The organism is Achromobacter spanius, from assembly GCF_002966795.1.
Classification (GTDB): domain Bacteria; phylum Pseudomonadota; class Gammaproteobacteria; order Burkholderiales; family Burkholderiaceae_B; genus Achromobacter; species Achromobacter spanius_D.
On sequence record NZ_CP023270.1, the window covers coordinates 2,216,659 to 2,242,978 of the forward strand.

General features: G+C 67.8%; 27 protein-coding genes. 5 read left to right on the plus strand and 22 right to left on the minus strand.

Annotation, left to right across the window (positions count from 1 at the left end):
* Nucleotides 1-15: 15 nt before the first annotated feature.
* A complete protein-coding gene (pgaA, locus tag CLM73_RS09870; RefSeq protein WP_105238270.1) occupies nucleotides 16-2,349 on the minus strand; it encodes a poly-beta-1,6 N-acetyl-D-glucosamine export porin PgaA in 2,334 nt (777 codons plus the stop codon).
* Between the two features lie 544 nt (nucleotides 2,350-2,893).
* On the opposite strand from pgaA, the gene CLM73_RS09875 reads away from it, so the two are divergent.
* Nucleotides 2,894-4,123: a GGDEF domain-containing protein gene (locus tag CLM73_RS09875; protein ID WP_105238271.1), complete on the plus strand. Its 1,230-nt coding sequence runs from the start codon at nucleotides 2,894-2,896 to the stop codon at nucleotides 4,121-4,123.
* On the opposite strand, the gene CLM73_RS09880 is transcribed toward CLM73_RS09875, so the two are convergent.
* On the minus strand, nucleotides 4,113-6,029 hold the full coding sequence (locus CLM73_RS09880; protein WP_105238272.1) for an alpha/beta hydrolase family protein: 1,917 nt from the start codon (nucleotides 6,027-6,029) through the stop codon (nucleotides 4,113-4,115). The genes CLM73_RS09875 and CLM73_RS09880 overlap by 11 nt on opposite strands.
* A 154-nt stretch (nucleotides 6,030-6,183) precedes the next feature.
* Between CLM73_RS09880 and CLM73_RS09885 the strand changes: the two genes are divergently transcribed.
* The gene (locus CLM73_RS09885) at nucleotides 6,184-6,639 is read left to right on the plus strand and encodes a BPTD_2524 family lipoprotein (protein WP_105238273.1); all 456 of its coding nucleotides are present in this window, start codon (nucleotides 6,184-6,186) and stop codon (nucleotides 6,637-6,639) included.
* Between the two features lie 47 nt (nucleotides 6,640-6,686).
* Here the strand turns inward: CLM73_RS09885 and CLM73_RS09890 are convergent, their stop codons facing one another.
* Nucleotides 6,687-7,109: a PaaI family thioesterase gene (locus tag CLM73_RS09890; RefSeq protein ID WP_105241451.1), complete on the minus strand. Its 423-nt coding sequence runs from the start codon at nucleotides 7,107-7,109 to the stop codon at nucleotides 6,687-6,689.
* A gap of 75 nt (nucleotides 7,110-7,184) precedes the next feature.
* Between CLM73_RS09890 and dinB the strand changes: the two genes are divergently transcribed.
* Nucleotides 7,185-8,282 carry a DNA polymerase IV gene (dinB, locus tag CLM73_RS09895; protein WP_105238274.1) on the plus strand — a complete coding sequence of 366 codons (1,098 nt, stop codon included), beginning with the start codon at nucleotides 7,185-7,187 and terminating at the stop codon, nucleotides 8,280-8,282.
* Nucleotides 8,283-8,284: 2 nt separating this feature from the next.
* Here the strand turns inward: dinB and CLM73_RS09900 are convergent, their stop codons facing one another.
* From CLM73_RS09900 to CLM73_RS09990, 19 genes are all read right to left on the minus strand, one after another.
* Nucleotides 8,285-8,743: a GatB/YqeY domain-containing protein gene (locus CLM73_RS09900; protein ID WP_105238275.1), complete on the minus strand. Its 459-nt coding sequence runs from the start codon at nucleotides 8,741-8,743 to the stop codon at nucleotides 8,285-8,287.
* A 94-nt stretch (nucleotides 8,744-8,837) separates the two neighbouring features.
* On the minus strand, nucleotides 8,838-9,278 hold the full coding sequence (locus CLM73_RS09905; protein WP_105238276.1) for an excinuclease: 441 nt from the start codon (nucleotides 9,276-9,278) through the stop codon (nucleotides 8,838-8,840).
* Nucleotides 9,279-9,343: 65 nt separating this feature from the next.
* Nucleotides 9,344-10,570: a beta-ketoacyl-ACP synthase gene (locus tag CLM73_RS09910; RefSeq protein ID WP_105238277.1), complete on the minus strand. Its 1,227-nt coding sequence runs from the start codon at nucleotides 10,568-10,570 to the stop codon at nucleotides 9,344-9,346.
* Complete coding sequence (gene fabG / locus CLM73_RS09915) at nucleotides 10,570-11,301, minus strand: 3-oxoacyl-ACP reductase FabG (RefSeq protein ID WP_105238278.1); 732 nt, start codon at nucleotides 11,299-11,301, stop codon at nucleotides 10,570-10,572. The genes CLM73_RS09910 and fabG overlap by 1 nt, the downstream gene beginning before the upstream one ends.
* Nucleotides 11,298-11,753 carry a hotdog family protein gene (locus CLM73_RS09920; protein ID WP_105238279.1) on the minus strand — a complete coding sequence of 152 codons (456 nt, stop codon included), beginning with the start codon at nucleotides 11,751-11,753 and terminating at the stop codon, nucleotides 11,298-11,300. Before CLM73_RS09920 ends, fabG begins: the two co-directional genes overlap by 4 nt.
* Nucleotides 11,750-12,949, minus strand: a complete 1,200-nt coding sequence (locus tag CLM73_RS09925) for a beta-ketoacyl-[acyl-carrier-protein] synthase family protein (protein ID WP_105238280.1) — start codon at nucleotides 12,947-12,949, stop codon at nucleotides 11,750-11,752. Before CLM73_RS09925 ends, CLM73_RS09920 begins: the two co-directional genes overlap by 4 nt.
* On the minus strand, nucleotides 12,946-13,503 hold the full coding sequence (locus tag CLM73_RS09930; protein WP_105238281.1) for a DUF3261 domain-containing protein: 558 nt from the start codon (nucleotides 13,501-13,503) through the stop codon (nucleotides 12,946-12,948). Before CLM73_RS09930 ends, CLM73_RS09925 begins: the two co-directional genes overlap by 4 nt.
* 38 nt (nucleotides 13,504-13,541) lie before the next feature.
* A complete protein-coding gene (locus CLM73_RS09935) occupies nucleotides 13,542-14,807 on the minus strand; it encodes an NAD(P)/FAD-dependent oxidoreductase (protein ID WP_234015843.1) in 1,266 nt (421 codons plus the stop codon).
* A 25-nt stretch (nucleotides 14,808-14,832) separates the two neighbouring features.
* Entirely contained in the window at nucleotides 14,833-17,175 is a 2,343-nt protein-coding gene (locus CLM73_RS09940) for an MMPL family transporter (protein ID WP_105238283.1), read from the minus strand.
* Complete coding sequence (locus CLM73_RS09945) at nucleotides 17,159-17,782, minus strand: outer membrane lipoprotein carrier protein LolA (protein WP_105238284.1); 624 nt, start codon at nucleotides 17,780-17,782, stop codon at nucleotides 17,159-17,161. The genes CLM73_RS09940 and CLM73_RS09945 overlap by 17 nt, the downstream gene beginning before the upstream one ends.
* Entirely contained in the window at nucleotides 17,770-18,222 is a 453-nt protein-coding gene (locus CLM73_RS09950) for an acyl-CoA thioesterase (RefSeq protein ID WP_105238285.1), read from the minus strand. Before CLM73_RS09950 ends, CLM73_RS09945 begins: the two co-directional genes overlap by 13 nt.
* Nucleotides 18,215-19,138 carry a glycosyl transferase gene (locus CLM73_RS09955; protein WP_105238286.1) on the minus strand — a complete coding sequence of 308 codons (924 nt, stop codon included), beginning with the start codon at nucleotides 19,136-19,138 and terminating at the stop codon, nucleotides 18,215-18,217. The genes CLM73_RS09950 and CLM73_RS09955 overlap by 8 nt, the downstream gene beginning before the upstream one ends.
* A complete protein-coding gene (locus CLM73_RS09960) occupies nucleotides 19,135-19,887 on the minus strand; it encodes a glycosyltransferase family 2 protein (RefSeq protein ID WP_105238287.1) in 753 nt (250 codons plus the stop codon). Before CLM73_RS09960 ends, CLM73_RS09955 begins: the two co-directional genes overlap by 4 nt.
* On the minus strand, nucleotides 19,874-21,580 hold the full coding sequence (locus CLM73_RS09965; protein WP_105238288.1) for an AMP-binding protein: 1,707 nt from the start codon (nucleotides 21,578-21,580) through the stop codon (nucleotides 19,874-19,876). Before CLM73_RS09965 ends, CLM73_RS09960 begins: the two co-directional genes overlap by 14 nt.
* Nucleotides 21,581-21,583: 3 nt before the next feature.
* The gene (locus tag CLM73_RS09970; protein WP_105238289.1) at nucleotides 21,584-22,132 is read right to left on the minus strand and encodes a hypothetical protein; all 549 of its coding nucleotides are present in this window, start codon (nucleotides 22,130-22,132) and stop codon (nucleotides 21,584-21,586) included.
* Nucleotides 22,129-22,383, minus strand: a complete 255-nt coding sequence (locus tag CLM73_RS09975) for an acyl carrier protein (protein ID WP_056569797.1) — start codon at nucleotides 22,381-22,383, stop codon at nucleotides 22,129-22,131. Before CLM73_RS09975 ends, CLM73_RS09970 begins: the two co-directional genes overlap by 4 nt.
* A gap of 16 nt (nucleotides 22,384-22,399) precedes the next feature.
* Complete coding sequence (locus CLM73_RS09980) at nucleotides 22,400-22,660, minus strand: phosphopantetheine-binding protein (RefSeq protein WP_056316022.1); 261 nt, start codon at nucleotides 22,658-22,660, stop codon at nucleotides 22,400-22,402.
* Nucleotides 22,641-23,504 carry a lysophospholipid acyltransferase family protein gene (locus CLM73_RS09985; protein WP_105241452.1) on the minus strand — a complete coding sequence of 288 codons (864 nt, stop codon included), beginning with the start codon at nucleotides 23,502-23,504 and terminating at the stop codon, nucleotides 22,641-22,643. Before CLM73_RS09985 ends, CLM73_RS09980 begins: the two co-directional genes overlap by 20 nt.
* On the minus strand, nucleotides 23,501-24,223 hold the full coding sequence (locus tag CLM73_RS09990; RefSeq protein WP_105238290.1) for a beta-ketoacyl synthase chain length factor: 723 nt from the start codon (nucleotides 24,221-24,223) through the stop codon (nucleotides 23,501-23,503). Before CLM73_RS09990 ends, CLM73_RS09985 begins: the two co-directional genes overlap by 4 nt.
* A gap of 109 nt (nucleotides 24,224-24,332) precedes the next feature.
* Between CLM73_RS09990 and CLM73_RS09995 the strand changes: the two genes are divergently transcribed.
* A complete protein-coding gene (locus CLM73_RS09995) occupies nucleotides 24,333-24,998 on the plus strand; it encodes a 4'-phosphopantetheinyl transferase family protein (protein ID WP_105238291.1) in 666 nt (221 codons plus the stop codon).
* Nucleotides 24,999-25,086: 88 nt separating this feature from the next.
* A complete protein-coding gene (hmpA, locus tag CLM73_RS10000; protein ID WP_105238292.1) occupies nucleotides 25,087-26,304 on the plus strand; it encodes an NO-inducible flavohemoprotein in 1,218 nt (405 codons plus the stop codon).
* Nucleotides 26,305-26,320: the final 16 nt, after the last annotated feature.

Genomic DNA, 26,320 nt, shown 5'->3' on the forward strand with positions numbered 1-26,320 from the left:
TCCGAGAAAACCGGGTCAGAAGCGGTAGGCAAGGTCAAAGACGACGCGCAGTTCGCGCTCGCGCTCGCCGTCGTAGGGCCGGCTGGTGCCGGTGACCATGAAGCCCATGTCCAGGACGTCGTTGGCGCGGTAGCGCTGGCCATAGCCCAATGCCACGACGCCGCCCGTGCCGTACCCCTGCTGGCTGTAGGTGCCGGCCCCCAGCGTGCCGATCTGCTCCCACGCGGTTTCGTAGCGGCGGTGCAGCGTGTGCGTCAGCCGGACGCCGGGCAGGGCCAGGAAGTCGGCGCTGGGGTTGAAGTAGGGCGCGTCGTCGCGGTTGTTGTGCTGGGTCGACAGGCCCAGCTCCAGGTCGGCCTTCAGGTGCGGCGCGGTGTAGACGCGCTCGCGGCCGGCCAGCCCGAATGCCCAGCGCGTGTTGCCGTCGCTGAAACGGGACGGGGCGGCCGACAGCGTCCACTCGCGGCGCTCGTCGGCGCGCCAGCGCACGTACATCGACAGGCCATTGGACGAGACGTCGTTGGTCAGCGCGCGCAGCGGCGTGTCGCGCGACAGGATTTCGGCCGAGCCGCCCACCTGCCAGTGGTCGTTCAGGTCATACGCGGCGGACAGGCGCGCGCCGGGCTTGACGCCGTGGCCGTAGTCGTTGGTGGACACTTCGCCTTCCACCGTCAGGTCGCGCACGCGCCATTCCACGCCGGTGCGCAGCCAGCGGTAGATGCCGCGGCCTTCCTCGAAGTCTCCCGATGCGTAGCCGCCGCCGCCAAAAACGCGCCAGTCGTAGCCCATGGGCGGCGAATACAGGACGGCGTCGATGCCGAAGTCGCCATTGCCCGTGACGGGACTGTCCGAGGCCAGGCCGCGATAGCCGGTGATGCGCAGTTCGGCCTTGCGGTGGACCTCCCATTCGCGGGCCAGACGCCGGCTGGTCAGGTTTTCCGGCGAACGGGCCAGCGTGTCGGCGGACAGCGCCTCGGCCTGCCGCCATTCCTGCAGGTCCAGGGCGGTGAAGCCCTGGCCGTTCTCCACGGCCAGGTCGCGCGGGGCCAGCGTTTCGGCCAGCTTCAGTTCAATTTCCGAGGCGCGGGGCAGCGAGCGGGCGCGGTGGACGGTGGCCAGGTCGCTGCGCAATGCGGAATTGTTGGGCGCCTGCTGCACCATGTGCGACAGGCGCTGGTGGGCCTGGACCGTGTCGTCGGCCTGAAGGTGCGTGGCGGCCAGCGTCTGGCGGCTTTCCAGGTTCAGGTCGTTGGGCATGCGCGTGGCCTGGCCCTTGTAGTACAGCCAGGGGGCGTAGCCGGACTGAACGGCGTCCGTGATCGGGGGCGTCTCGTCGAACTGTTCGCCTTCGGCCAGCGCGTAGTACAGGCCGGTCTGCGTGGCCAGGCGCTGCGCCGGATCGTCGCCGGGCGCGCTGTCGGTGGCGGCCACCTGCCGGTACAGATCACGGGCGCGCTCGGGCTGGCGCAGATACAGATAGGCGGAGGCCACGTCGCTGAGCGCGTAGCGCGGCACGTCGACCCCCTCTGCCACCAAGGCCTCGTATTCCTGGATCAGCTCCTGCATGCGTACCCGGGCGTGCAAGGCGTGCAGGCGGTCGATGCGGGCGCGCAGCACGTCGGCGCGGGCCTCGTCGCCCAGTTGCCGCCAATCGGCAATCGCGGCGTCGTAGCCCGCCAGCGCGCGGTCGGCGATGGCAAACCGTTCGGCCTCGCCACGCGCCGGCATCGCCGACAGCCGCGTTTCCTGCGCCAACGCGTCGGCCTGCAGGGTGCGCATCTGAGCGGGTGTAAACAGCGTTTCATGGCGGCGCGCCCAGTCCAGCGCCACGTCGGCCATGCGCGCGCCCTGGAGCGCCTGGATGTATTCGCGCAGCACGTAGGATGTGGCGGGCGCCAGCGCCAGGGCCTGGTCGGCCTGATGCAAGGCTTCAAAGGGCAGGGATTGCCGCGCATAGACGTAGCTGAGCGCGAGCCGGGCGTCGGGGTCGCGCGGGTATCGGGCGATGCGCTTCTCGCCCGCGGCGATGGCGGCCTGAAATTGTCCGGCATCGGCCAGCGTCATGATCTCGCCGGCCGCGAAGGCGGATTCGCCCGGATGGCGGCGCAGGCCCGTGCGGAAGCTGGCAAGCGCCTGCGGCCAGCGCTGTGCGTCGCGGTAGGCCCGCGCCTCGGCCAACTGGACCTCGGCCGAAGGTGCGTAGCCGCCGGCACGGGCGCGCTCGATCGGCGCGTCGTGGTTGTTCGACGGGCCGGCAAGCGCCAGCACGGGCGCCAGCATGGCGCCGGCCGCGATCAGGTTCAGTCTGGGTCCAACGGCGTTTGGCCGCCTGGGTCGTTCGATTGGCATCTGTATGACATCCGCAGTGGCAATTCGGGGCGTCCATGGCTCCGCCGCGCCGGACGGGCGCAAGCACCCGGCAAAAGGCGGCCGCTGGCGAACAAGGCGCCGGCAGCGCGGAGACGAACGTTTGATTGGGAGTTGCGCGGCGCCCGCTACGGGGACCTTCGCACTCGCGTATTCGGAGTGCATGGCTAGTACGCGCCACGCCCGTGGGGCGTGATCGCGGCGCTTATGCTGCGCCGTCGACGGATGGAACTTTACGGAAGATTGCCCAAGTTAACTGTCAATTACTGCAAAGGGGGCGTCACGGCGAAGGCGCCTTGGCGTATTCTCTCGTCGCAGGCCGTGCAATCGTCTCGGCGCGGCGGTAAAGGTTCTGGACGGACAGACGCGCGTTGCCCAACAGGGCAAACGTCATGCGCGTCCTTTCGCCATTCTCGTAACAAAAAGCATCAAGAATGCTGACGTGTAACGCGCGTTTCTAGCGCGAACCCAGTGCAACTGCATTCCAACGGCGGGGCAGGCCGACAAGCCTGAGCCGGAGTGAACCATGACGACTAGCCTGTTTTTCCTGATGTGGGGCCTGGCCACGGCGTTGGCGTTGCCGTTGCTGCTGCCCTTTCATGTTCGCGGCGTCGAAGGCGTGCCCGCGTTCATGGCGGCCAACGCGCTGGCCGTGCTGTCCCTGCTGGCCTATGCGTCGGCCGAGATGATCCCGCCCGCCGCCTATGTGATGGTGTCCAACGCCGCCTGGGCCTGTTCCGCCGCGCTGGTGTACATCGGCGTGCGGCAGTTCTTCGGCATGCATCCGCATATCCTGCGCACGACCGTGCTGTGCTCGCTGTGCACGTTCGGCTTTGCCCTGCTGCTGTACCGCAGCGACAGCCTGGTGTGGCGCATGGTGCTGTATTCCGTCTACACCTGCGTGCTGATGGCAGCGACAGGTGCCGTCATCTTCAGACAGCGCAAGCGGATCAAGACGAGGGGCGTCGTGCTGTACCTGCTGCTGGCGTTCTTTGGGGTGGTGGCGCTGCATGCGTTGCGCGGGTATGTGTACGGCGCGGGCGTGGAGACGCCGGTGTCGCTGCTGCAGCCGTCGGCGTGGAGCCTGTTCTTCATTGTTTGCGGCTCCGTCACGGTGCCCGGACTCTTTCTTGCGCTGCTCTTCATGATCCAGAGCAGCCAGGCGGAAAAGATGCAGGCGGCGCTGACGTTCGACAGCCTGACGCAGGCGTATTCGAGGCGCAGCATCATGGATGAGCTGGAACACGAGCTGCAGCGCTGCGAGCGCACCGGCGGCAAGCTGGCGGTGCTGGTGCTGGACATCGACCACTTCAAATCCATCAACGACCGCTATGGCCATGCGGGCGGCGACACCGCGCTGCGCCACTTCGCGCGCGTGGTGCAGAACGCGGTGCGCTCGAGCGACCGCTTCGGCCGGCTGGGCGGCGAGGAATTCGTGCTGCTGATGTACGACTGCGATCCGGCGAGCGCGCTCGTGCAGGCGCAGCGCGTCTGTGACGCCCTGCGCGACATGCCGCTCTATCTGCAAGGGCTGGAAGTGCAGATGACGACCAGCGGCGGGCTAGCGTCCTACCAGCCGGGCGACAGCGCCGACGTCATCCTGGCGCGGGCCGACGTGGCGTTGTACCGGGCCAAGGAGCAGGGGCGGGACCGCGTGGAAATGGCCTGGAGCGGCCGTGGCGTCGTCAAGACAAGCGGCGGCCTGCCGGCCGCCGCGAATGCCCTGGAAGCGGAAACCGCAGGGACTACGGCTTGAGGTGTTCCGTCAGGAACTTTTCCATGGCCTCGTAGAACTCGAACTTGTTCTCGTCGTTGTGAAAGCCATGCCCTTCGTTGTCCTTGACCATGTATTCCACGTCCACGCCACGCGCCTTGAGCGCCGACACCATCTGGTCGCTCTCGTCCTTGTTCACGCGTGGATCCTTGGCGCCCTGCGCCACGAACAGCGGCGTCCTGATCTTGTCCGCGTGCAGCGCCGGCGAGGTCGCGGTCAGGCGGTCGCGGTCGCGCACCGGGTCGCCCACCATGTCCTGCATCTTGTCCAGCATGGGCTTCCAGTAGGGCGGAATGGACTTCATGAACGTGAAGAGGTTGGACACGCCCACGTAGTCCACGGCCGCGGCATACAGGTCGGGCGTGAAGGCCACGCCGGCCAGCGTGGCGTAGCCGCCGTAGCTGGCGCCGTAGATGCCGATGCGCTTGGGGTCGGCAATGCCTTGCTCGACCAGCCATTGCACGCCGTCGGTGATGTCGTCCTGCATCTTCAGGCCCCATTGCCCGAAGCCCGCTTCCCAGAAGTCGCGGCCGTAGCCGGTGGACCCGCGGAAGTTCATCTGCAGCACGCAGAAACCGCGGTTGGCCAGGAATTGCACTTCGGGGTTGTAGCCCCAGCCGTCGCGCGCCCACGGGCCGCCGTGCGGATTGACGACGCAGGCCAGGTTCTTGGGCGTACGGCCGGCGGGCAGCGTCAGATAACCGTGGATGGTCCTGCCGTCGCGGCTTTGGTAGCTGATGGGCTGCACCCGCGACATGTCGGCCTCGGGGATGGCGGGATTCAAGTCCGCCAGCTTGGTCAGCGTGCCGGCCACCGCGTCGTAGATGTAGCGTGAGCCGGCCGTGCGGTCGTTGTAGGCCGCCACGATGAACTTGTTCTCGTCGCGGTTGCCGCCCTGGATGACGACGTCGTAACCTGGCAGGCGCTCGGCAAGCGTCTTGTACAGCGCTTCGGTTTCCGCGTCGAAGAACTTGTATTGCGGCTTGTCGGTCTGGTAGGACGCCACGGTCAGCACGCGGCGCTTGCGCGAGAATGCCGCGCCGTCCAGATCGACGGCGTCGGGCGTGAAGATGACGTCTTCGGCGTCCGGCGTGGCCGGGTCGATGACGACCAGCGACAGCTTGTCGCGGCCGCGGTTGCTCAGCGCGTAAAACTTCTTGTCGTCGAACGTGAAGAACGCCGGGCTGACGCTGGTGCGGTAGTCGGTGGTGATGAGGGGGCGGAAGTCGGACGCTTCGTCGTCGCGGTAGAGCAGGGTGGTGTTCAGCCCGTCGCTGGCGACGGCGGCGCGCACCTTGCCGGCGTGGTCGGTCTGCCAGCCGACGATGTTGCCCGGATTTTGCGCCACCAGCACGGCCGCGCCGGTGTGGACGTTGACGCGGTAGACGTCGAAGACCTCGGGGTTGCGCTGGTTGTGGCTGATCAGCACGTGGTCGGGATCGTCTTCCAGGTCGTCCTCGATGCCGGCGCGCACGCCCTCGTAGGGGGTCAGGTCGGTGATCTTGCCCGTCTTGGCGTCGACGGCCAGGACGTGGAAGTTCTCGTCGCCGCCGAAATCCTTCTGGTACAGCACCACGTCAGGGCCTTTCCAGAAATAGCCGCTGATGTCGCGCGCGGTCTCGCTGGTCAGCTGGCGCGGCTCGCCCACGAGCTGGCTGCCTTGCAGCGGCTGCACGTAGATGTTCATGCGGGCGGGGTTGCCGTCCACGCTGGTGGGCTGCATGAACGAGAGCGTCTGGCCGTCGTCCGACAGGCGGAAATAGCCGCGCTCAGGATTGCGGAAGAAATCTTTCAGGGGATAGGCGCGGGGAGGCGGCTGCGTGGCGCAGGCACCCAGGGAGGCGCCGACAATGCCGGCTGCCAGGACGGTGCGCAGAAATGAGAACAAGGGAAACCTCCGTGATGTCGATCCGCGTTGCAAATGGGCTGGTCGATAATGCCATAGCCGCGCGAGGGGTGTCGAACCGGGCCTGCAGATCCGGCACCACTTATGCCGTCAGGCGGTTTGCGGGATAATCGCGGCACTTCTTCTGGAGATTTACATGTACAGGAATCTGGTCGCGGCCTCGGCGCTGGTCTTGGGACTGGCCGGCTGCTCGCTCGGCATTTCGCCGGACAGCGGGTCGCCGCACAGCGAATTCAAGGCGCCGGTCGCCTTCAAGGACGCCTACGACGCGGTCATCCGCCAGTCCAACGCGTGCCTGCGCAGCACCGACAACGCCTACCGCGTCGTGTCCGACCTGAACGAGAGCGCGCAGTCCGGCGTGGTGCGCGTGCTGGCGCCGTATTCCGATCGCGAGATGACGCGCGTCGACCTGAAGTCCGAGGGCCCGAAGTCCACGGACGTGCGCATCGTGATGTGGGGCAAGGGCACGTGGGATGCCGCCGCCATGCGCGCGATGCAGGACGCGGTGTACTACGGACTGGTGTCGTGCAGCACGTACATGCCGCTGGATCCGCGCCCGCCCGTCAAGCCGTCGCGCGACCTGCCGAAATAAGGCCGGGCGACCGAATGCAGGACGAAAGCAGGCAGGACTAAATAAGATCAGTCGCCGCCCGGACGGCGGCGGATGATCTTGAACGTGGCGGTGGCGCGCGCCACCAGTTCGCCATCGGCGCGCCGGATGTCGCCCTCACAGAAGGCGATGGACGCGCCGCGGCGCAGGCAGCGCGCTTCGATGACCAGATCGCCCGTGGCGGGAGACAGGAACGAAGTGTTCATGTCGATGGTGGCCATGCCCTCGGTGCCGTCCGCGGACCCGCGCGCAGCGGCCGACAGCGTGAAGTCCAGCACGCTCATCAGCGTGCCGCCGTGCACGTCGCCGCGGCTGTTGGTCAGGTCTTCGCGCCACGGCAGCGTGGTGCGGGCATAGGCGGGCGCGATGCTTTCCGGCACCAGTCCGATGAAACTCATGAAGGGAATGGTCAGGCCGAAGTAATCGGTTTTGGGGCAAGCAGGTGCAGTCATGGAACCGTCGTGGGCGAGAAGGGATAGCGGATTGCCGCCGGTCATAATATATGTTTTTGCCACGGGATTGAGGCCATGACGGGGCAGGCGTCAGTGCAGTCTGCGCGCAAGATCGTGCATGTGGACATGGATGCGTTCTATGCGTCCGTGGAGCAGCGCGACAATCCCGACCTGCGCGGCAAGCCCGTGGTCGTGGCCTGGACCGGACCGCGCTCGGTCGTGTGCGCGGCCTCTTACGAGGCGCGGCGCTACGGCATCCACTCCGCGATGTCGGCCATCAAGGCAGAGCGCCTCTGTCCGCACGCAATCTACGTGCCGCCCGATTTCAACCGCTACCGCGACGTGTCGCGCCAGGTGCGGCAGATCTTCGCCCGCCATACCGACCTGATCGAGCCCTTGTCGCTCGACGAGGCCTACCTGGATGTGACGGTCAACAAGTGCGGACTGCCTTCGGCCACCGAGGTGGCGCAGGTCATCCGCCAGCAGATTCGAGAGGAAACCGGCCTGACGGCGTCGGCCGGCGTGGCCCCGAACAAATTCCTGGCCAAGATCGCGTCGGACTGGAACAAGCCCGACGGCATTTTTGTCGTGCGGCCCGGCAAGGTGCTGGCGTTTCTGGAACCCTTGCCCGTGCGCAAGGTGCCGGGCGTGGGCAAGGTCACGCAGGCGCGGCTGGAGCAGCTTGGCATCCAGACGGTGGGCGACCTGGCCACGCACAGCGCACAGGAACTGGAGCACTATTTCGGCCGCTACGGGCGGCGGCTTTATGAACTGGCGCGGGGTATCGACGAACGCGAGGTGCAGACCGACCAGCCGCTGCAACAGGTGTCGGCCGAAACCACGTTTTCCAACGACGTCCGGCTGGAGGCCGTGGGCGACGCCCTGGACCGCATGGCGGAAAAGGTGTGGGATCAGGCGCTGAAGAAGGGCGCCTTGGGACGCACGGTGGTGCTCAAGCTGAAAACCGACCGCTTCCGCATCCTGACGCGCAGCCAGACCTGCGCCCAGCCGCCCACGTCGGCCATGGAACTGGCCGCCCTGGCCCGGTTGCTATGCGAACGCGTGGAACTGCCGCCGGACACGTTGTACCGGCTGGCGGGCGTGGGCATGAGCAACTTCGCAGATCCGGGCGAGCAGTCGCGCCAGCCGGATCTGTTTGGAGGGGCTTTCTAGCGCTATAGACGCGCTTTTACTTGCTGCGAAAGGGCAGTCATGTCGGCGCGGCCGGCCAGCTTCTGCTTCAGGATCGCCATCACCTTGCCCATCGCGGGCGCGCCCGTCACGCCTTGCGCGGCGACTTCAGCCAGCGCGGCGTCGATGGTGGCGGCGACTTCCTCGGGGGTGGCGGCCTGGGGCAGGAATTCCTGCAGCACGGCCAGTTCTCCCTTTTCCTGCTCGGCGGTTTCCGTGCGGCCGGCCTGCTCGAACGCGGCGATCGACTCGCGGCGCTGCTTGACCTGCTTTTCGATGATGGCGGTGATTTCGGCGTCGGACAGGTCGCGGCGTTCGTCAACTTCCTTCTGCTTGACGGCAGCCAGCAGGAAACGCAGCGTGGTCAGGCGCTCGCTGGCCTTGGCGCGCATCGCGTCCTTGACGGCGTCGGACAGGCGGGTCTTGAGCGTAGCAGTGCTCATCGGTAAACCTTTGTGGTGTTGCGGTAATCGGGAAGTGTAAACCGGGCCGGGACGCACTGGGCGCGCCCCGGCCCGGGGATCACATGATCGTCGATCACTTCACCGTGGCGAGGTCGCCGCGCAACGCGACGCCGGCGACCATGGCGCCCGCGTGGCACTCGTAGTCGGTGGTGCTGCGGTACTCGTTCTTGCGGTAATAGCTGACGATATTGGTGACGGCATTGGCGCCGGCCTTCTTGGCGGCTTCATGCAGGGAGATCAGGGCGGACTGCGCGACCCACACGCAAGCCTCTTCGTCCTTCTTTGCGAACGCGTTGGTCTTGCGGTTGGTGATCACGCCGGCCTCCACGACCTTGCCCTTGGGACCCGTGCCGGCCAGGTAGAACTTGACGCTGCCGTCGATCTTTCCGGCGTCCTGCGCGGCCTTGATAGCGGCCGCGATGGGCAGGTGGACGGTGCGATCCGCGGCCAGGACCGGGGCGGACAGGGCAAACGACACGGCCAGCGCGCCAGCGAGCTTGCAAGGGAGGTTCATGAATTGCATTCCTTGATGAGACGTTGGAAAAGCGGGAAAGCGCAAATGTGCGGCGCCGGCCGGCATCACGGCCAGCGCTTGAAGATGAGAGAGGTATTGATGCCGCCGAACGCGAAGTTGTTGTTCATCACGTATTCGTTGCTCATGCGCCGGCCGTCGCCGGCCAGATAATCGAGCTCGCCGCACAGCGGGTCGACGTTCTTCAGGTTCAACGTGGGCGCGTACCAGTCGTTCCTGAGCATTTCGATGCTGAACCAGGATTCCAGCGCGCCGCACGCGCCCAGCGTGTGGCCCAGGTAGCTTTTCTGCGAGCTGATGGGCATGCGGCTGCCAAAGAGGCGGGACGTGGCCTGCGTTTCGGCCACGTCGCCCTGTTCGGTCGCGGTGCCGTGGCCGTTTACGTAGCCGATCGCCTCGGGAGGCAGGCCGGCGTCGGCCAGCGCCATTTCCATCGCGATGCGCATGGTGGCCGCTTCGGGCCGCGTGATGTGCGTGCCGTCCGAGTTGCTGCCAAAGCCCACGATTTCCGCGTGGATGTGCGCGCCGCGGGCCTGGGCGTGTTCCAGCGATTCCAGCACCAGCATGCCGCTGCCTTCGCCGATGACCAGCCCGTCGCGATCGCGGTCGTAGGGGCGGGGCGTCAGTTCGGGCGTGTCGTTCTTCTGGCTGGTCGCGTACAGCGCGTCGAACACCAGTGCCTCGCTGGGGCACAGCTCTTCGGCGCCGCCGGCCAGCATCAGGTCCTGGCGGCCGTAGCGGATGGCCTCATAGGCGTAGCCGATCCCCTGGCTGCCGGACGTGCAGGCGCTGGAGGTCGGGATGATGCGGCCCTTCAGTTCGAAGAAGATGCCGATGTTTGCCGCGGTCGTGTGCGGCATCATGCGCACGTAGGAGTTCGCGTTCAGGTCGTCCGTGACGCCGTTGAGCAGCATGTTGCCGAAGGCGCGGATTTCCGCCGTGCTGCCCACGGACGATCCGCACGCCACGCCCATGCGTCCGTCGGTGATGCTGCGCTCGCCCAGCAGGCCGGCATCGTCCAATGCGATTTCCGCGGCCCGCACGGCAAGCTGCGAGACGCGTCCCATGCTGCGCAACTGCTTGCGCGTCCAATGCGCCGGCGCCTGAAAGTCTTCGACCGGACCGCCCAGGCGGGTATTCAGTTCCACGTAGCGCGACCAGTCGGGCATGACGCGAATGGCGCTGCGGCCTTGCTGGAAGGCCTGCTGGATGGTCTGCCATTCCGAGCCCAGTGCGCTGATGCCGGCCATGCCGGTGACGACAACCCGTTTCATCAGCAAAGCCCTCCATTCACGGCGATGACCTGACGCGTGATGTACGCGGCGCCCGGCGACATCAGGAACGCCACGGTGGCGGCGACTTCTTCGGGGCGGCCCATGCGCTGCGCCGGGATGGCCTTCAGGATTTCTTCCACGGGTACTTGCTCGTCAATCATGTCGGTATCGATCAGGCCGGGGGCCACGCAGTTCACGGTGATGTGGCGCTTGGCCAGTTCCACGGCCAGGGCCTTGGCGGCGCCGATGAGGCCAGCCTTGGACGCGCTGTAGTTGACCTGGCCACGGTTGCCGACCAGTCCGGAGACCGAGGTCATGCACACCACGCGGCCCGCTGCGCGGCGCCGGATCATGGGCATCGCCAGCGGGCTCATCACGTTGTAGAAGCCGTCCAGGTTGGTGCGCAGCACCTGGTCCCAGTCGTCGCCGGTCAGGGCGGGAAACGCGCCGTCGCGGGTCAGGCCGGCGTTCAGCACGACGCCGTAATAGGCGCCGTGCGCCTCGACGTCCGCCTGCAGCACGGCGGCGCATTGGGCGCGGTCGGCCACGTCGAACTGCAGGATGCGTGCCTGGCGGCCGCGAGCCTCGACCTCGGCCTGGACGGCTTCGGCTTGCGCGCGCTGCTGGCGGCAATGCAGCACCAGATCGTGGCCGGCGTCGGCCAGGGCCAGCGCGATGGCGCGGCCAATGCCGCGGCTCGAGCCGGTGACAAGAATGGGGTCGGCGCTCATTGGGGGGCTTCTTCCTGCATAAGAATTGTGGGGTCGCTGGGCTGATAGACGTTGAGCCGGGCGCGGGCCAGCACGCGCGCGTCATCGCGCAGCACGCATTCGAAGACGCTCATGCCGCTGGCGTCGATCAGGCCGCGTTCGACATGGACGGTGAGTTCGGCGCCCGCGGGCAATGACGCGTCATGGCATTCGTAGCGGCGCGTGCCAAGCAGGAAACCGAGCTTGACGGCTTCGTTTGCCTGGCGCGCCTGGCAGCCTGCCCACGCGCCCACGGCCTGCGCCATCAGTTCCATTCCCAGCCAGGGCGGCAGCGAGCCGTCCGGCAGCGAATAGGGGCCGGGCCGGATGACGGCACGGGCGGTGAGGCTGTCCGCGCCATAACGGATCACGGCGTCGAGCAGGATCATGTCGCCCGCGTGCGGCAGCAGGCTGGCGATGGGCCACGTCGTCATGACTGGCCTCCCAGCACCAGACTGGCATTGTTGCCGCCGAAGGCGAACGAGTTGCTCATTGCCAGACGCCGCCGGCCCGTCGCGTAGCGGTGCGCGGGCGTGCTGAAATCCAGCGCCGGCAGCGCCGGATCCGGCTGGCCGTCCCAGACGTGCGGCATCAGCGCGCCCTGTGCGTTCGTGGCGGACAGCGTGATCCAGGCCAGGACGGCTTCCAGCGCGCCGGCCGCGCCCAGCGTGTGCCCGGTCAGCGCCTTGGTCGATGCGCAGGGCACGCCCTGCGGAAACACGGCGTGCGTGGCGTGGCTTTCCATGGCGTCGTTGTGCGGGGTGCCGGTGCCGTGCAGGTTCAGCCAGCCGATGTCCGCGGCGTCGACGTCCGCCGAGCGCAGCGCGGCCTGCATGGCGCGGCGCGCGCCTTCGCCGGTGGGATCGGGCGCGGACATGTGCCAGGCGTCCGAACTGGCGCCGCCACCCAGCAGCGCGACGGCGTTGGCATCGGCCGGGTCGCGTTCCATCAGGAACAGGACGCCGGCTTCGCCGATGTTGATGCCGCGGCGGTTGGCCGAGAAGGGCGCGCACAGCGCTTCGTCGACCGCTTCAAGGGTGGCGAAGCCGTTGATGGTCAGGCGGCACAGCGTGTCGGCGCCGCCGCAGACCACCGCGTCGCACAGGCCAAGCTGCAGCAGCCTGCGGGCGGACAGCAGCGCGCGGGCGCTGGACGTGCAGGCGGTGGACAGCGTGTAGGCCGGACCCGTTGCGCCCAGCCATTGCGCCAGGAACGCGGCGGGCGAGGACAGCGCCTGACGGCGGTAGTCGTAGCCGGCGGGCCAGGCGCCCTGCGCGCGCAGATGGCGGAATGCGGGCGCGTTGTCGTTCACGCCCGACGTGCTGGTGCCCAGCACCACGGCGACCCGGCCGGCGCCGTAGCGGGCAATCGCGCCGCGCAGGCGGTCTTCGATCTGGAGGGCGGCCGCTAGCAGCAACTGGTTGTTCCGGCTGTGGTGATGCGCGGGCAATTCCAGAGGCACCGGCGGCAGCGCGCCGGTGCAGGCGCCCAGCGTCAGCGTGCGGCCGTTCACCCAGCCGTCCTGGGCGCGCATGCCAGTCGTGTCGCCGGCAAAGGCGGCGCGGGCAACGGCGTCCACGCCGGCGCCCAGCGCGCACACGACGCCGGGGGTGCCAAGCCAGGTCGTCATGGCTGCTCCTTCAGGGGGGTGACCCGCCACGTCACGTCGGTGGCAGTGCGGATCGACAATGCCTGGGTTTGCGCGCCGGCGGGATAGGTGACCGTCCAACGCACCTGGCCGCCGTCCAGCAGCAGGCGTTGCGCGGCCCCGGCTTGTGACGATGCCGTGCGCCACGACGCCGCGCCATAGGCCGCGTCGAGATCCGCTGCCGGCGTCCAGGCGAACATCAGCGCCGCAAACAGATCGCGGGCCTGCGCGTTGGGCCGCATGAACCCGTCATTGCGCCATTTCCCGCCTTCCAGCATCTGCCGCGCCTGCGGCACGCCCATCGGGTCGAAGAGCGACCACCGCAAGGCGGCGTCTTCGCGCTGGACCACCAGCAGCAGGTCCACGGCGGGCTGGCCCGGCGCCGTCTGCACCACATGCAACTGGCGCGGCAGCGAGAAAGCGGCGTCGCGCGCGGGCAGGGGCGGCGCGCCGGCGCAGCCGGCCAGGACCAGCAGCGCCAGCGTTGCCGCGAAGGCGCGGCAGGCAGACAGGAACGGGGTGGGAATGGCGATCATGGCGGGTTGATGCGGATAAATGCCGGGTCAGTGCGGGTTCAAGCGGGCTGAGCGGCGACCGTGCCGCCGGCGCGGCACAGTTCGCTCAGCACGCGCAGGCGCCGCTGCGGGTTGGCCACGAAGGGATTGCTCGTGTCCCAGGCGTAGCCCGCCAGGATGGAACTGATCATGCGGCGGATTTCCGGCTGCGCCTGCTGGTAGAAGACGACGTCCTGGAACTCGCCGGTGTACCAGCCCTGCACATACGCGCGGAACGTTTCCACGCCGATCATCAGCGGGTCGGCAAACTCGGTTTGCCAGTCGACCTGGGCGCCGCCGAGCTGCCGGTGCAAGGCGTCCGCGGCCAGCTTGGACGAGCGCAAGGCAATGGTGACGCCCGACGAGAACACCGGGTCCAGAAACTCCGCGGCGTTGCCCAGCAAGGCGTAGCCGGGACCGTGCAGGCGCGTCACGCTGGCGGAGTAGCCGCCGATCGTGTTGGCCGGCGTGTCCCAGACGGCGTTCTTCAAGACGCGCTTCAGGTTGGGCGCGGCATCGGCCATGGCGCGCAAGGTGGTCATCAGGTCCTCGTTGGGACCGCCGAACAGGTCTTCGCCGCCGACCACGCCGAACGAGCAGCGGCCATTGGAGAAGGGAATCAGCCAGTACCAGATGCCCCGCTGCTCGGGATGGACCGTGATCAGGATCTTCTCGCGGTCAAAGCCCGGATCGTCGATGCGGTCTTCGATGTGCGTGAAGATCGCCTTGCGGGGCGGCAGCGCCGAGGGACGTTCCTGGTCCAGCAGGCGGGCCAGCACGCGGCCGTAACCGCTGGCGTCCAAAACAAACTTGCTCTTGACCTGATAGGCGCTGCCGTCGGCGCGGCGCACGTCCAGCAGGGGGCCGGCGTCGCCGAAGTCGGCGGCGGTGACTTCCTGCTGGTAGCGCACTTCAACGCCCTGGCGGGCCGCGTCGTCGGCCAGCACCTTGTCGAACTGCGCGCGCTGCACCTGGAAGGTCGTGCCCGGGCCAGCCGTGAACTTGTCGCGAAAGTCGAAGTAGGTGTAGGCGTCGCCGCATGCGAACGCGGCGCCGTTCTTGACCTGGAAGCCCGCGGCCTCGACGGCGGGCAGCATGCCGGCCTCTTCCACGAACTCCAGGCAATGCGCCAGCAGGCTTTCCCCGATGGAGAACCGGGGGAACTGCTGGCGTTCCAGCATCAGGACGTCATGTCCTTGCCGCTTCAGCAACGCGGCTGCCACCGCGCCGGCGGGGCCTGCCCCGATAACCACAACTTCCCGATGTTCCATGCTGGATGTTTCCATGATTCCTTGATGAAAGAGGCTGGTTTCAGGCGCGTCGCGGCGGACCGACCCAGGGCGCCCACAAGAGCGAAAACGCGACGCCCAGGGCCACGGCCAGTCCGAAGTTGGCGATGGCGGGCGTGTGGCTGAGGGCAAGCAGGCCGAACGACAGCAGCGTCGTGACCGCGCCCAGCAGGATGCCGACAAGGCTGGCGGCGGCGCCGGCGACGCGCTCGTACATGAAGATGGCGTAGTCCACGCCGATGGCCGACACCAGCAGCAGGCCGAACAGGCTGAACAGCGTCAACGGCTGGCCCAGATAACCCAACGCGGCCAGGCTGCAGACGGTGGCGGCAAGCGGCACGGCCAGAATGCGCCAGGTGGCGGCGCGTCCCAGCGTCAGCAGCAGCAGCGCGGCCGCGGCTACGTAGGACAGCAGCTTGAGTTCGGCGGCTTCGATGCGGGTGGCGGCGAACATGCGATTGAGTTCGCCGCTGCGGTCGACGAGCGTAACGCCGGGCGCGGCCTGGGCAATGGCATGAAGCGCGGCCGGGTCGCTGAGACCCAGCAGCGAAATCATGCCGGCGTACTCGCCGCCATGCTGGCCCAGCCACAGCGCGCGCCAGCGTTCGGCCTGCGGGCCTTGCAACGCGGCGTCGATGGTGACGACGGGCAGCGCCGCGAGCGACCGCAGCTCCGCAGCCACGGCCTCGAACGGAATGCCCAGGTCCGTCATGGGCTTCCATGCCTGCGGCTCGCCGGCCAGCTCGGCCAGGCGGCGGCCCAGCGCCTGCTGGTCGGCGGCGGGGGAGACAAGCTGGCTCAGCGCGTTGTAGGTGGCCAGGCCGCCACGCTGGACCAGCGTGTCGAGTTGCTGTGCGACCAACGCCTGGCGCCGCAGCAGTTCATCGGGATCGGGGGCGCGCACCAGGAAAAACTGGCTGGTCGGCACGTAGCCGGTGATCTCTCCGATCTGCCGGGCCTGCTGCATGAGCGGCGCGGGCAGGCTCAGCCATTGGCGCAGATCGTCCTGGATGCCCAGCCGCGCGATGCCGCCAGCCGTGACGGCTGCCATGACCACCACGCCAGCCCACAGCACGCCGCGCCGGCCGCCCAGCCGTTCGCGGATGTTGAGCGCGGCCTGCGCAACATGCAGCAGGGGCAGCCACGGACGCGGTTGCCAGCCGCGCATCCATGCCGGCAACTGGCAGACGGTGCAGGCGTACGCGCCAAGCAGCCCCGCCGCCGAAAACACGGCGGTCTGCGTCAGCGCGGGGAACGGCGTGAATGCAAGTGCGACATAACCCACCAGGCTGGCGGCCAGGCTGATCGTGAGACCGGGCAAGACCCGGCGCAGCGCGGGCCAGGCCTGCCAGTCCGGCATCCCGAAGCTTTTGCCAAGCCAGTGCATGGGAAAGTCGACCGCCACGCCGATGAGGCTGGCGCCGATGACCAGCGTCAAAACGTGGATCGAGCCGAACACCGCGACGCACGCGACCGCGCCGGTCACCAGCCCGACAACCACCGGCACGAACGCCAGCAGCACACGCCAGCGGCGCAGCGCCAGCAAGAGGACGAGCACGATGCCGATCGTGGCGCCGGATCCGATCCAACTGCCTTCGGCGACGGCCTGCGCCTTGCCGGCCGCGGCGTACAGCGCGCCGCCCGCGACCAGCAGCTGTGCGCCGGCGGCCTGCAAAGCGGCCCGATCCTGGTCGATCTGCGCGGCGATGCGTTGCGGCGCGTCGGCGTCGAACGCGTCGCCGCGGGTCTCGGCGCGCACGAGCACCCAGCGGCGGCCGGCCTGCTGCGCCTGCAAGGTGCCCGATCCCATGTCGTACTGCACGCTTGCCCCGGGCCGCAGCGATTGTTCGGCGCGGCGCGTCAGCCCCAGCCAGTCCTGATCGGCCGGAATCAGGCCGGATGACGAGAAGGGGTCGGACAGTTCACGCGCCCGGCGTTGGGCGTAGGCGGCAGGATCCGTGTCCAGCAGCCGGCGGTCCGCCAGCGGCAGCATGGCCAGGCGGCCGGCCAGCAGTTGCTCGCGCACGGCGGCCAGGTCCACGTTCAGTTCCACCTGCACCAAGGAAAAAAGCCCGCTGTCCGACCAGCGTTTGGCGAGCAGCCGCGCTGGCTGCGCGGGATCGGCCCCTTTGGGATTGGCGCCATCCTGGGTGGCGACCAGCGCGATGAGCTGGCGCGATAGCGGTTCCTGGATGCGGGCCTCGGCCAGTTGGCGCGTGGCGTCATTGGCGCTTTGCGGCACCAGTTCCATCAGGTTGGCCGACACCGGCCAGCCATGGCGGCATTGCCAGGCGCCGGCCAGCAGCACCAGCAGCAGCCCCAGCTTGAAAAGGCGGGGCAGCCAGCGTTCAGTCCGCGAATGCACGCTGTTCCTCAGGCGTCAGGGCATCAGCCGCGACCGCGCCGGTCATCTGCAGGACGCTGCGGTCGCCTTGCGTCTCGCGCAGTTCGATGCGGTCGACCAGCGCGCCGCCGTCGATCTGGATGGCGTTGAAGATCTGCTTGAGCAATGCCGAGCGCGGCGTCAGCGTCAGTTGCCAGGCGTTGGCTTCGCCCGTCAGCGTCAGGTCGAAGTTTTCTTGAAGGCCTCGGGTGTCGCCCGCCAGCACCGACAGAAAGAGCTGGTTCTCACGGCCCGCGCCGGTGTGCTGCGGCAGTGCTTGCCACGCACCCGAGTCGTCGCGGCGCGAGATGCCGTCGGCGTTGATGCGCAGGTCTTGCGCGATGGGCGTGCGCAGCAGCCACAACAGGCCCTTGCCGGCCGCGAGCGTGAAGTCGCCCCGGCTAGTCAGCGGCTGGGGCAGCGAACGCAGGAATTTCTGCTGGACGAACTGACCGCGCACGATCGGCGTGGCGCGCAGTTGTTGCTGCAGGTCGTTCAGGTCGAATGCGCTGGCGGTCAAGGGCAGCAGGGTTAGCGCCAAGAGGCACAGAATGCGGTTCAAGCGCGAAAAGATGTTCAGGCAGGACATGCGCCAGGCTCCTGGGATTGAAGCGCGCCGTGCACCGCGGCGACGAAGACGGCGGGCGAGGCCAGTTGCATTTCGCGGCTGGCGATGCAGACAGCGACCTGTTCGGACGTGGCCCGCGTGAGCCGTTGGCCGGTTTCGGCGTCCTGAATCAGGTAGTTGATCTTGAGCCGGTGTTCCCATTCCACCAGTTCGGCGCGCACGATGAGGCGCTGGCCGAACTGCGCGGGCTGGGCGTAGCGCAGGTGCAGGTCGATCACCGGCCAGGCGTACCCGCTGGCGCGCATCGCGTCGTAGTTGTGGCCGATCCGGTCCAGCAGCTCGCAGCGCGCCAGCTCCAGGTACTTCACGTAATGGCCATGCCATACGACGTTGATCGAATCGACATCGAAGAAGGGCACACGGATTTCGACTTCCGCGCCGATCGCGCCACGTTTACGCATCGTCTTTCCAGAATGGGTAGAAGTTGAACCACTGCAGCGGCGCCTCGCGGCAATGCGCGGCCAGGCGGTCGGCATAGCGCTGGGTCCAGGCCGCGATCTGCGTCTGGCGGGTGGCGCGCGTCCATTCGATGCGCGCCGTCAGACGCTCCATCGAGACGCGGTAGCGGCCGCCGTGCCGGGTGCACGACAGCAGGTTCACCGGGCAGCCCATCAGGCCGGCCAGCAGCCACGGGCCTTGCGGAAACAGCGCCGTGGCGCCCAGGAATTGCACCGGCACCGTGCGGTCGCCGCGCAGGGGCACGCGGTCGCCGGCGATGGCCAGCCATTCCCCGCGGTCCAGGCGCTCGGCCAGATCCAGCATGACGGCGGCATCCAGGTCGCTGACCTGGATCATGCGCAGCCCGCCGCCGGCTTCGTCGAGCAGGCGGTTGAAGTGAACGGCGTGCTTGCTGTGCACCAGCACATTGAGCCGCAGCGCGCCCGTCTGTTCGGCAAGCGCGCGGCAGACTTCGATATTGCCCAGGTGCGAGCCCACCAGGATCTGGCCGCGGCCATGGCCCATCTGGGCATGCAGCCCGTCCGGGTCCGCCATGTCCAGGCGCGCCATCGTGATCTTGCCCTGCCATACGTCCAGCTTGTCCAGCATGGCGACGGCAAAGGCCAGGTATTGCCGGTACACGGGAAAGGCGCGCGGCAGCGGCGCGGCAAGGCCGCCGGCGCGGGCCACGCGCGATTGGTACGCAGCAATCGCGCGGCGGGCGCGCGGGCCAAACGCATAGAAATACAGCACCACCAGCCAGACCACGGGAGCGACCACACGCCGTCCCAGCGTGCGCGCGGCCCAGGCCGTCAGGCGCATCAGCACGGGACTGCCGCGTTCGCGCTGCCCGGCCCAGTGCGGATCGGCCACGGTCATCGCGGGGCGCTCCGGGCCAGCCGGCGCCACAACAGCAGCGGCGATCGGGCCAGCATGCCGAAGAACAGCCGCGCGTGCATGCGGCTGATCAGCACGTTGTCCTGCAGGCCCTTGAAATGCGAGATGCCGCCTTCGGGATAGGCCACGCGCGTCGGCAGCCATGCCATGCGCACACCCTTCCAATGCAGCCGCACCAGGACGGCGATGTCGAAGTCCATGCGCCGGCCGACGTGCGTTTCGTCGATCACGGGCACGACTTTGGCCAGCGGATAGACGCGAAAGCCGCACATGGCGTCGGGGATGTCGAACGACAGCGTATTGATCCAGACCCAGATGCGGGTCAGCCAGCGGCCATAGAGGCGGCTGCGCGGCACGTCGTCGCCATAGACGGGGGCGCCGCAGATGACGGCATCCGGCTGTTCGCGCGACAGCTGCGCAAACCGAGGAATGTCGTCCAGCGCGTGCTGGCCGTCGGCGTCCACCTGCAACGCGTGGGTGTACCCCAGTGTCATCGCGGCGCGCAGGCCGTCCTGCACCGCCGCGCCTTTTCCGCCGTTGACGGCGCGGCGCACCAGTTGCGTATCGGGTTGCGCCGACAGCTCGTCCAGCACGGCGGCGCAGGCGGGCTCGGAGCCGTCGTCCACCAGCACGCAGGGCAGGCCGTGCGCGGCGAGCTGCGCGACGACCGCCGCGACGGTGGCGCCGTGGTTGTACACGGGGATGACGGCGCACAGCTTATGCGGCGTCATGGCTTGCCCCGTGAAGAACGCGTCCGGACGAACACGGCGAATCATTCACCGTGAACGTGAAGTAAAGCTTCTGTTTGGCGGCGTCCCATTTCAGCGCCAGGACGGCGGTGTCGCCGGGACGCAGCAGACGCTGGAACTTCAGCGCTTCCATGCCGGCAAAGTGCAGTCCGGGATGCAGGTCGCGCTGCGCAAGCGACATGGCCCAGGTGATCTGCGCCACGCCCGGCACGACCGGCGCCGCGGGGAAGTGCCCGCTGAAATAGGCCAGGTCATACGGAATGTCCAGCGTGTAGCGCCGCTCGTTGCCGGGCTGCCCGGGCACGTCGGCCGGGATGGCAGCGGGGGCCACGGGGCGCGGGCCGGCTGCCGCCTCGAAATCCGTTTGCGGCAATTTGCCTTGGGCATTGACGGGCAGATGCCGCAATAGCCGCCAGGTGCGCGGCACCGCCAGCGATTCCACGCGCGTGGCCAGATGGCCGCGCAACGCGTCGACGACAGCTTTTCGGCCCTGGTTGCGCAGGGCATGTAGGCCATGTGCCGACAACGCCACCAGCGCGGCCAGGCGCGAGGCGCCGGCGGCCTTGCCCAGGCGGACGTCCGTCACGTACCCATGTTCCATCAACGCCTGCTCCACCATGGGTAGCGACACGCGCTTGTCTTCGATCTTCATGATGCGGTCCAGGCGGCCCAGCAGCCTGAAACCGTTCGCGGTGAGCTCGGCGCCATCGGCAGTCTGCTGCTCGTCGGCCTGCACCCAGGGCGACGACACGCGCAGGGCGCCGTCGTCGTTCAGGTCCACGGCAACGCCCGGCAGCGGCTGCCAGTCGGTGTCGCCGGTGCGCCAGGCGACCGCGCCCGTTTCCGAACTGCCATAGATCTCGGTGGGACGCAGGCCGAGCGACCGTTCGATATCGTCGGAGACCTCGGGTGGCAGCGCGCCGCCCGAGGAATGGATGCGGGTCAGCCGGCCGCGCAATTGCGCCCAGTCCAGGCGCTGGCCCAGACGCCGCAATAGCGCGGGGCTGGCGATCCAGGCAAAAGTGGGGTAGCGCAGGCTGGCCTGCTGCAGGTCTTCGGGGTAGAGCCGCTGGCGCCGGTCAATCGAACGGCCCGCGCACAGCGGCCACAGCACGCGAAAGGGCAGGCCGTACATATGCTGCGCGGACACGCTGCCCAGCACGGGCGTCTGCGTGTCAGGCCATTGCTGCTGCAGCGCCTGCACTTCTGCGCTGAGCTGACGCCATTGCTTGACGATGTGCTTGGGCGTGCCGCTGGAGCCGGAGGTGCACAGCACCAGCGTCAAGGATTCATCGAGTTCCGCGGCGTCAAGCGCCGGGTCGCCGTGCAGGTCTGCCAGGCGCCACTGCCGCGCGGAAGGCACGGGCAGGTCGGCATCCGTCAGCCACGCGTCGACGGTGGCGTCCAGGCCGTTGCAGGTCTGCGCCTGGTTGTCGCCGGGCAGGACGGCCACGACGCCCGCGCGCCAGCACGCGAACAGCGCGCGCGCCAGGTCCACGGCATCGTCGAACCAGAGCGCGGCGCGCTTCACCGACCGTGCCCGCAAGGCGCCCGCGATGCGCAGGCTGTCCTGCGCGAAGATCTCGCGGGTAATCGGCGGGCTATCTGCGATCACGGCGTTCGCTTGCGCGCCGGCGGCGGGCAACAGCAGTTGGGGCAGGGGCGTCCAGGCCATGGCTCAGGCCGCCTTAGCCGCGGCGGGGCGCATCAGCCATTCGCCGCCGGCCATCAGGCCCATCAGCACATAACTGGCGCAGCCGTTGTAGGCCACCCACCAGCTCCACGGCGCCCAGGCCGCCAGCGCGGCGGCGATCGTGCCGTTCAGGGCGAAGAACAGGCACCAGGCGCGCGTCACGTTCCGGGTGTAGCGCACGCCCTCGGGCGGCAGATCCGGATGGCGCAATCGGGCCAGGCGTTCCACGACGGGCATGCCGGTGCGCAGGCTCATGCCAAAGATGGTCAGCATCATTGCGTTGACCAGCACGGGATACCAGCGCAGCCAATTCTCGGAATTGGACACCGCCAGGATCAGGCAGAAGACGAGCGCGGCGGCGGGCAGCAGTTTGTCGCCCGGCTGCGCGGCGCGCGCGGTCAGGCCGCGGGCAAGCCACAAGAGCGCCAGCGGCAACGCCAGCCACGCGGCGCTTATGTGTTCCAGCGTTGCGTAAACGATGAACGGGTAGGCCACGGCGGCGGCGGCCAAGGCGGCCGCGACGCCACGGCTCATGCGGCCGGATCCTGCTTTTGCATCATGGCCTGCACCACGTCCTCGACGGTGCGGACCGTGCGGAAATCGTTGGCGTCGAGCTTGCGGCCCGTCTGCCGGCGCACGTGGTCGATGAGGTCGATCGCGTCGATGCTGTCGATTTCCAGGTCGGTGTACAAATGCGCGTCGGGCGTGATCCGTTCCGGTTCGATTTCGAACAGTTCGACCAGGGCGCCGCGCAGCGTGTTGAAGATTTCGTCGCGGGTGTGCATGGGGACTCCGTATGCGTCAGTCGCGGCGTTGCGCAGTGACAAATGCCGCCAGGCTGGCGATGCTGGCGAAATGCTCGCGCATGTTGCGCGTTTCGGGATCGATGGTTATCGCATAGCGCTTTTGCAGCGCCAGGCCCAGCTCCAGCGCATCGACCGAATCCAGGCCCAGTCCGTCTCCGAACAGGGCGGCTTCGCGGTCAATGTCATCGGGCGTGATGTCTTCGAGCCCAAGGGACTCGATGACGAGCGTTTTCAGCTCAAGTTCCAGTTGATTCATCCTGCTTTGACTCCACTTGCGCCGTCTTGGGCGACAGCGCATTCATTGGGGCGCCGGCCGGCGCGCTGCGCGCCAGCTCGGCTTCGAAATAAGCGTGCAGGTGGGCGTTCATCTTGCGGCCCGCGATGGGCAGCGGATGCACGCGGCTCCACGTGGTTGGGTCGATGTCTTCACCGACCTCGATGACATACCGCATGCGCGAGGGCGGAATCCGGTACCAGGGCTCGCCCTTGGTCAGGCTGCGCGGATTCATCCGGATCACGACCGGCGTCACGACCTGCGCGCCGCGCAGCGCAATGGCGCACGCACCGCGATGGAACTGGGGCATGGCGTCGGGCGGCGTGCGCGTGCCTTCCGGAAAGACGATCAGCGTTTCGCCGTTGCGCAGCACGTCGGCGGCGCGGTCGAACATGTCGAAGCTTTCGTCGTTGGTGATGTAGCCGGCGTTTGCGACCGGACCGCGCGTGAAGGGATTGGTGGCCAGGCCGTGCTTGACGATGCAGTTGGCGTTCTTGACGTGCCCGACCAGGAACACCACGTCCAGCAGCGACGGGTGATTGGCAAGAATCATCTGGCCCGGACGTCCCAGACGCTCGGCGCCCTTGAATTCCACGGTCAGGATGCCGACGCGCACCATGAACCGGATGAACAGCCGGAAGGTGCCGTTCAGGGCCCAGCGCGCGCGGCGCTGGCGGTCCTGGCGGTCGCCGGGAAGCAGGCGCTGGGGCGGAAACACCATCAGGCGCAGCAGCACCCCGCCCACGCCGAACATGGTGAAGGCCATGCCGGTGGCGATCAGGCGCCACAGCCAGAAATCTTGACGGATTTGAGCTGGAGTCGTCATGCGGTTCGGGTCCAGGTCCATTGGCGGCTGCGGTTGGCATGCCGCCAGCTTGGGGTCTGCAGCGCAAGGTGGCGCACGAGGTTCAGGGGATTGGGCCAGACCTGCGGCGGCGCGTCGGCTTCGCCGGCGGGACCCATCGTCAGCGCCCAGTCCGTGCCGGGGCGCAGGCGGAAGGCGGCGGCATACGAGAACGGCACGTCGTCCACCCACGGCGCGTAGGGGGGCGGCGGCGATTCTTCGGCCAGCACGACCAGCACGTTGTCGTGCCCTTGATCGAACAGCAGGGCGGCTTCGATGAACGCGTGTTCCAGGCCGTCGTCGTCGACGGACAACGCAACGGACTCCACCGTTTCGCGGCGTATGATCGACCATTGCGCGGCGATCGAGTTGTGGACCGACAGGCCGAAGGCCGTGGGCGACAGCGGCTCGTCGGCCGCCAGCGAGTTCAGCAGCCCGAAGTTGCGCGTGGTTTCTCCGTGCCGCGAGGCAAACACGAACGGCATGTCCGGGTAGCCGTCGGCTAACGGCCACGCGCAGGCAAATACGCCGCGAGCCAGGGGGCTGAGGCGGCGTCGTTGCATGGGGGGCAAGAAGTCGAGGCGGGGGGCGGCCTGATCTCCGAGGGGGCAGTACGGCTGTTCAGCCCAGTCCTGCCAACTGCTCGGGTCTTGAAATCCTTGTGTCCAACCTTGCCATTGCGCGATGGAGAACGTCAACATAGCGCGCGAGTTTACTATGGCAAACTCCGGTCAAATTGTTTTGTACAGTTACAAATTACACAAAATAACCAAATTCTGTTTTAATTTTTTCCAATAGTTACTTTTTGCCGTGGGCGTTCAGGAACTTTTAATCTGGTGGGCCGATCCAAGCGCCGCCTCTCTATATGGTGTCGAACACCTGTCCGCGGATGACACCATCAGGGCGCGTGCGATCCGCAGCGGCAAGGCCCTGCGCGATTGGCAGGTCAGCCGCGCGCTGCTGCATCACGTACGCGGCGCGCAACCCGAACCTGGCGCCACGTCCCTAAGTCACAGCGGCGGGCATGCGCTGTTGGCCACCGCGCCGCCGGGCTGGAAGGTCGGCGCCGACCTGGAGGCCACCCGGCCGCGCAACGTTGACGGGCTGGCGCAATGGGTGTGCTCACAGGCGGAACGCGACCTGTTGGCCACGCTGCCGGAAGACGCCCGTCTGCTTCGCTTCTATCAGTTGTGGACGTTGAAAGAGGCGTTCATCAAGGCCGCGGGCCTGGAATTTCCCGCGGACATGGCGTCGGTAGGGCTGAATCCCATGTCGACGGGCCTGGCCCTACGGCCGCCGGCCGGGCGCTGGGCGGCGTGCTCCTATCGGGCCGGCGCAGGTTGGATGGCGTCGGTGGTGTGGCAGGCCCCTGATGCATCCGCTTGCGACATGATGAAACCAGCTTGGCGTGGCGCGGCCGGCTGCGCGTTGCCCGGGGTGGAATCGTTCGGGCAGTGGCGGACCGATACCGCTTGATGCCCGGGAGATTTCGCTGTTCGCATTTAAAGATGTATTATAAATATATGTTTAAAGGCGAGCCCGTTCGCCATTCAAGGAGCAGTTGATGTTGAGCCCCAAAATCCGCGAGCTGGTCAAGGCCACGGCCCCCGTCCTGAAGGTTCATGGCGTCGCCCTGACCAAGCACTTTTACGCGCGCATGTTCCAGCACAATCCGGAACTCAAGCATGTGTTCAACCAGGCCCACCAGGCGGGCGGCGCGCAGCAGCACGCGTTGGCTGGCGCGGTGACCGCCTATGCCGAGCACATCGACGATCCCTCGGTGCTGATGCCGGTGGTGACGCGCATCGTGCACAAGCACGTCAGCCTGGGCATCCGGCCGGAACACTACGCCATCGTGGGCAAGCATCTGCTGGCTTCCATCCGTGAAGTGCTGGGCGACGCCGCCACCGACGAACTGGTCGATGCGTGGGGCGCGGCCTACGGCCAACTGGCGGACCTGCTGATTGCCGAAGAGGCGCGCCTGTATGCGGAATCGGCCAACAAGCCGGGCGGCTGGACGGGCTGGCGCGCGTTCCGCGTCGTGGGCAAGCAGCCCGAAAGCGCCGAAATCACTTCTTTCTACCTGGCTCCCGCAGATGGCGGCACCGTGCCGGCCTACCGGCCGGGGCAGTACGTGTCCGTGCGCGTGTTCGTGCCGGAACTGGGTCTGATGCAACCGCGCCAGTACAGCCTGTCGGACGCGCCGGGACAGGATCGCCTGCGCATCTCGGTCAAGCGTGAACCGGCTGGCGTCCAGACGCCGATGGGCCGCGTGTCCAACGCGCTGCACGACCGCCTGGAAGAGGGCGGCGTGCTGGACGTGGCGCCGCCGCAGGGCGACTTCCACCTGCGTGAAGACGGCGATGCCCCCGTCGTGCTGCTGAGCGGCGGCGTGGGCCTGACGCCGATGGTGTCGATCCTGAACCACCTGGTGCGCGCCAACGACGAGCGCCAGATCCGTTTCGTGCACGGCTGCCGCAACCGCTCGGTGCACGCCATGCGCGAGCACGTGAACGACATCGCAGCATCGCGCGCCAACGTGCGCAAGGCAGTGTTCTACGAAGAGGTGGGCCACGGCGACCAGGCCGGCCGCGACTACGATCACACGGGGCGCGTCGATCTGCACGCGATCCGCGACGAGGCCATCGTGCCCGGCGCCGATTACTACTTGTGTGGACCGGCCGCCTTCATGCGCGCGCAGCGTGAAGCGCTGGTGGGGCTGGGCGTGGCCGAAGACCGCATTCACGCCGAGGCGTTCGGCACCGGCGGCCCTGGCGCCTGAGCGGTGTATCCTGGCG

Bases quoted from the DNA above. Each gene is read 5' to 3' on its own strand.
- CLM73_RS09960 (WP_105238287.1), bottom strand. From the start codon at position 19,887: ATGACGCCGCATAAGCTGTGCGCCGTCATCCCCGTGTACAACCACGGC.
- CLM73_RS09890 (WP_105241451.1), bottom strand. From the start codon at position 7,109: ATGACTGCACCTGCTTGCCCCAAAACCGATTACTTCGGCCTGACCATT.
- CLM73_RS09955 (WP_105238286.1), bottom strand. From the start codon at position 19,138: ATGACCGTGGCCGATCCGCACTGGGCCGGGCAGCGCGAACGCGGCAGT.
- CLM73_RS09970 (WP_105238289.1), bottom strand. From the start codon at position 22,132: ATGAGCCGTGGCGTCGCGGCCGCCTTGGCCGCCGCCGCCGTGGCCTAC.
- CLM73_RS09950 (WP_105238285.1), bottom strand. From the start codon at position 18,222: ATGCGTAAACGTGGCGCGATCGGCGCGGAAGTCGAAATCCGTGTGCCC.
- hmpA (WP_105238292.1), top strand. From the start codon at position 25,087: ATGTTGAGCCCCAAAATCCGCGAGCTGGTCAAGGCCACGGCCCCCGTC.
- CLM73_RS09905 (WP_105238276.1), bottom strand. From the start codon at position 9,278: ATGAACCTCCCTTGCAAGCTCGCTGGCGCGCTGGCCGTGTCGTTTGCC.
- pgaA (WP_105238270.1), bottom strand. From the start codon at position 2,349: ATGCCAATCGAACGACCCAGGCGGCCAAACGCCGTTGGACCCAGACTG.
- CLM73_RS09920 (WP_105238279.1), bottom strand. From the start codon at position 11,753: ATGACGACGTGGCCCATCGCCAGCCTGCTGCCGCACGCGGGCGACATG.
- CLM73_RS09930 (WP_105238281.1), bottom strand. From the start codon at position 13,503: ATGATCGCCATTCCCACCCCGTTCCTGTCTGCCTGCCGCGCCTTCGCG.
- CLM73_RS09925 (WP_105238280.1), bottom strand. From the start codon at position 12,949: ATGACGACCTGGCTTGGCACCCCCGGCGTCGTGTGCGCGCTGGGCGCC.
- CLM73_RS09975 (WP_056569797.1), bottom strand. From the start codon at position 22,383: ATGCACACCCGCGACGAAATCTTCAACACGCTGCGCGGCGCCCTGGTC.
- dinB (WP_105238274.1), top strand. From the start codon at position 7,185: ATGACGGGGCAGGCGTCAGTGCAGTCTGCGCGCAAGATCGTGCATGTG.
- CLM73_RS09885 (WP_105238273.1), top strand. From the start codon at position 6,184: ATGTACAGGAATCTGGTCGCGGCCTCGGCGCTGGTCTTGGGACTGGCC.
- CLM73_RS09875 (WP_105238271.1), top strand. From the start codon at position 2,894: ATGACGACTAGCCTGTTTTTCCTGATGTGGGGCCTGGCCACGGCGTTG.
- CLM73_RS09945 (WP_105238284.1), bottom strand. From the start codon at position 17,782: ATGTCCTGCCTGAACATCTTTTCGCGCTTGAACCGCATTCTGTGCCTC.
- CLM73_RS09900 (WP_105238275.1), bottom strand. From the start codon at position 8,743: ATGAGCACTGCTACGCTCAAGACCCGCCTGTCCGACGCCGTCAAGGAC.
- CLM73_RS09935 (WP_234015843.1), bottom strand. From the start codon at position 14,807: ATGGAAACATCCAGCATGGAACATCGGGAAGTTGTGGTTATCGGGGCA.
- CLM73_RS09980 (WP_056316022.1), bottom strand. From the start codon at position 22,660: ATGAATCAACTGGAACTTGAGCTGAAAACGCTCGTCATCGAGTCCCTT.
- CLM73_RS09985 (WP_105241452.1), bottom strand. From the start codon at position 23,504: ATGACGACTCCAGCTCAAATCCGTCAAGATTTCTGGCTGTGGCGCCTG.
- CLM73_RS09965 (WP_105238288.1), bottom strand. From the start codon at position 21,580: ATGGCCTGGACGCCCCTGCCCCAACTGCTGTTGCCCGCCGCCGGCGCG.
- CLM73_RS09910 (WP_105238277.1), bottom strand. From the start codon at position 10,570: ATGAAACGGGTTGTCGTCACCGGCATGGCCGGCATCAGCGCACTGGGC.
- CLM73_RS09990 (WP_105238290.1), bottom strand. From the start codon at position 24,223: ATGTTGACGTTCTCCATCGCGCAATGGCAAGGTTGGACACAAGGATTT.
- fabG (WP_105238278.1), bottom strand. From the start codon at position 11,301: ATGAGCGCCGACCCCATTCTTGTCACCGGCTCGAGCCGCGGCATTGGC.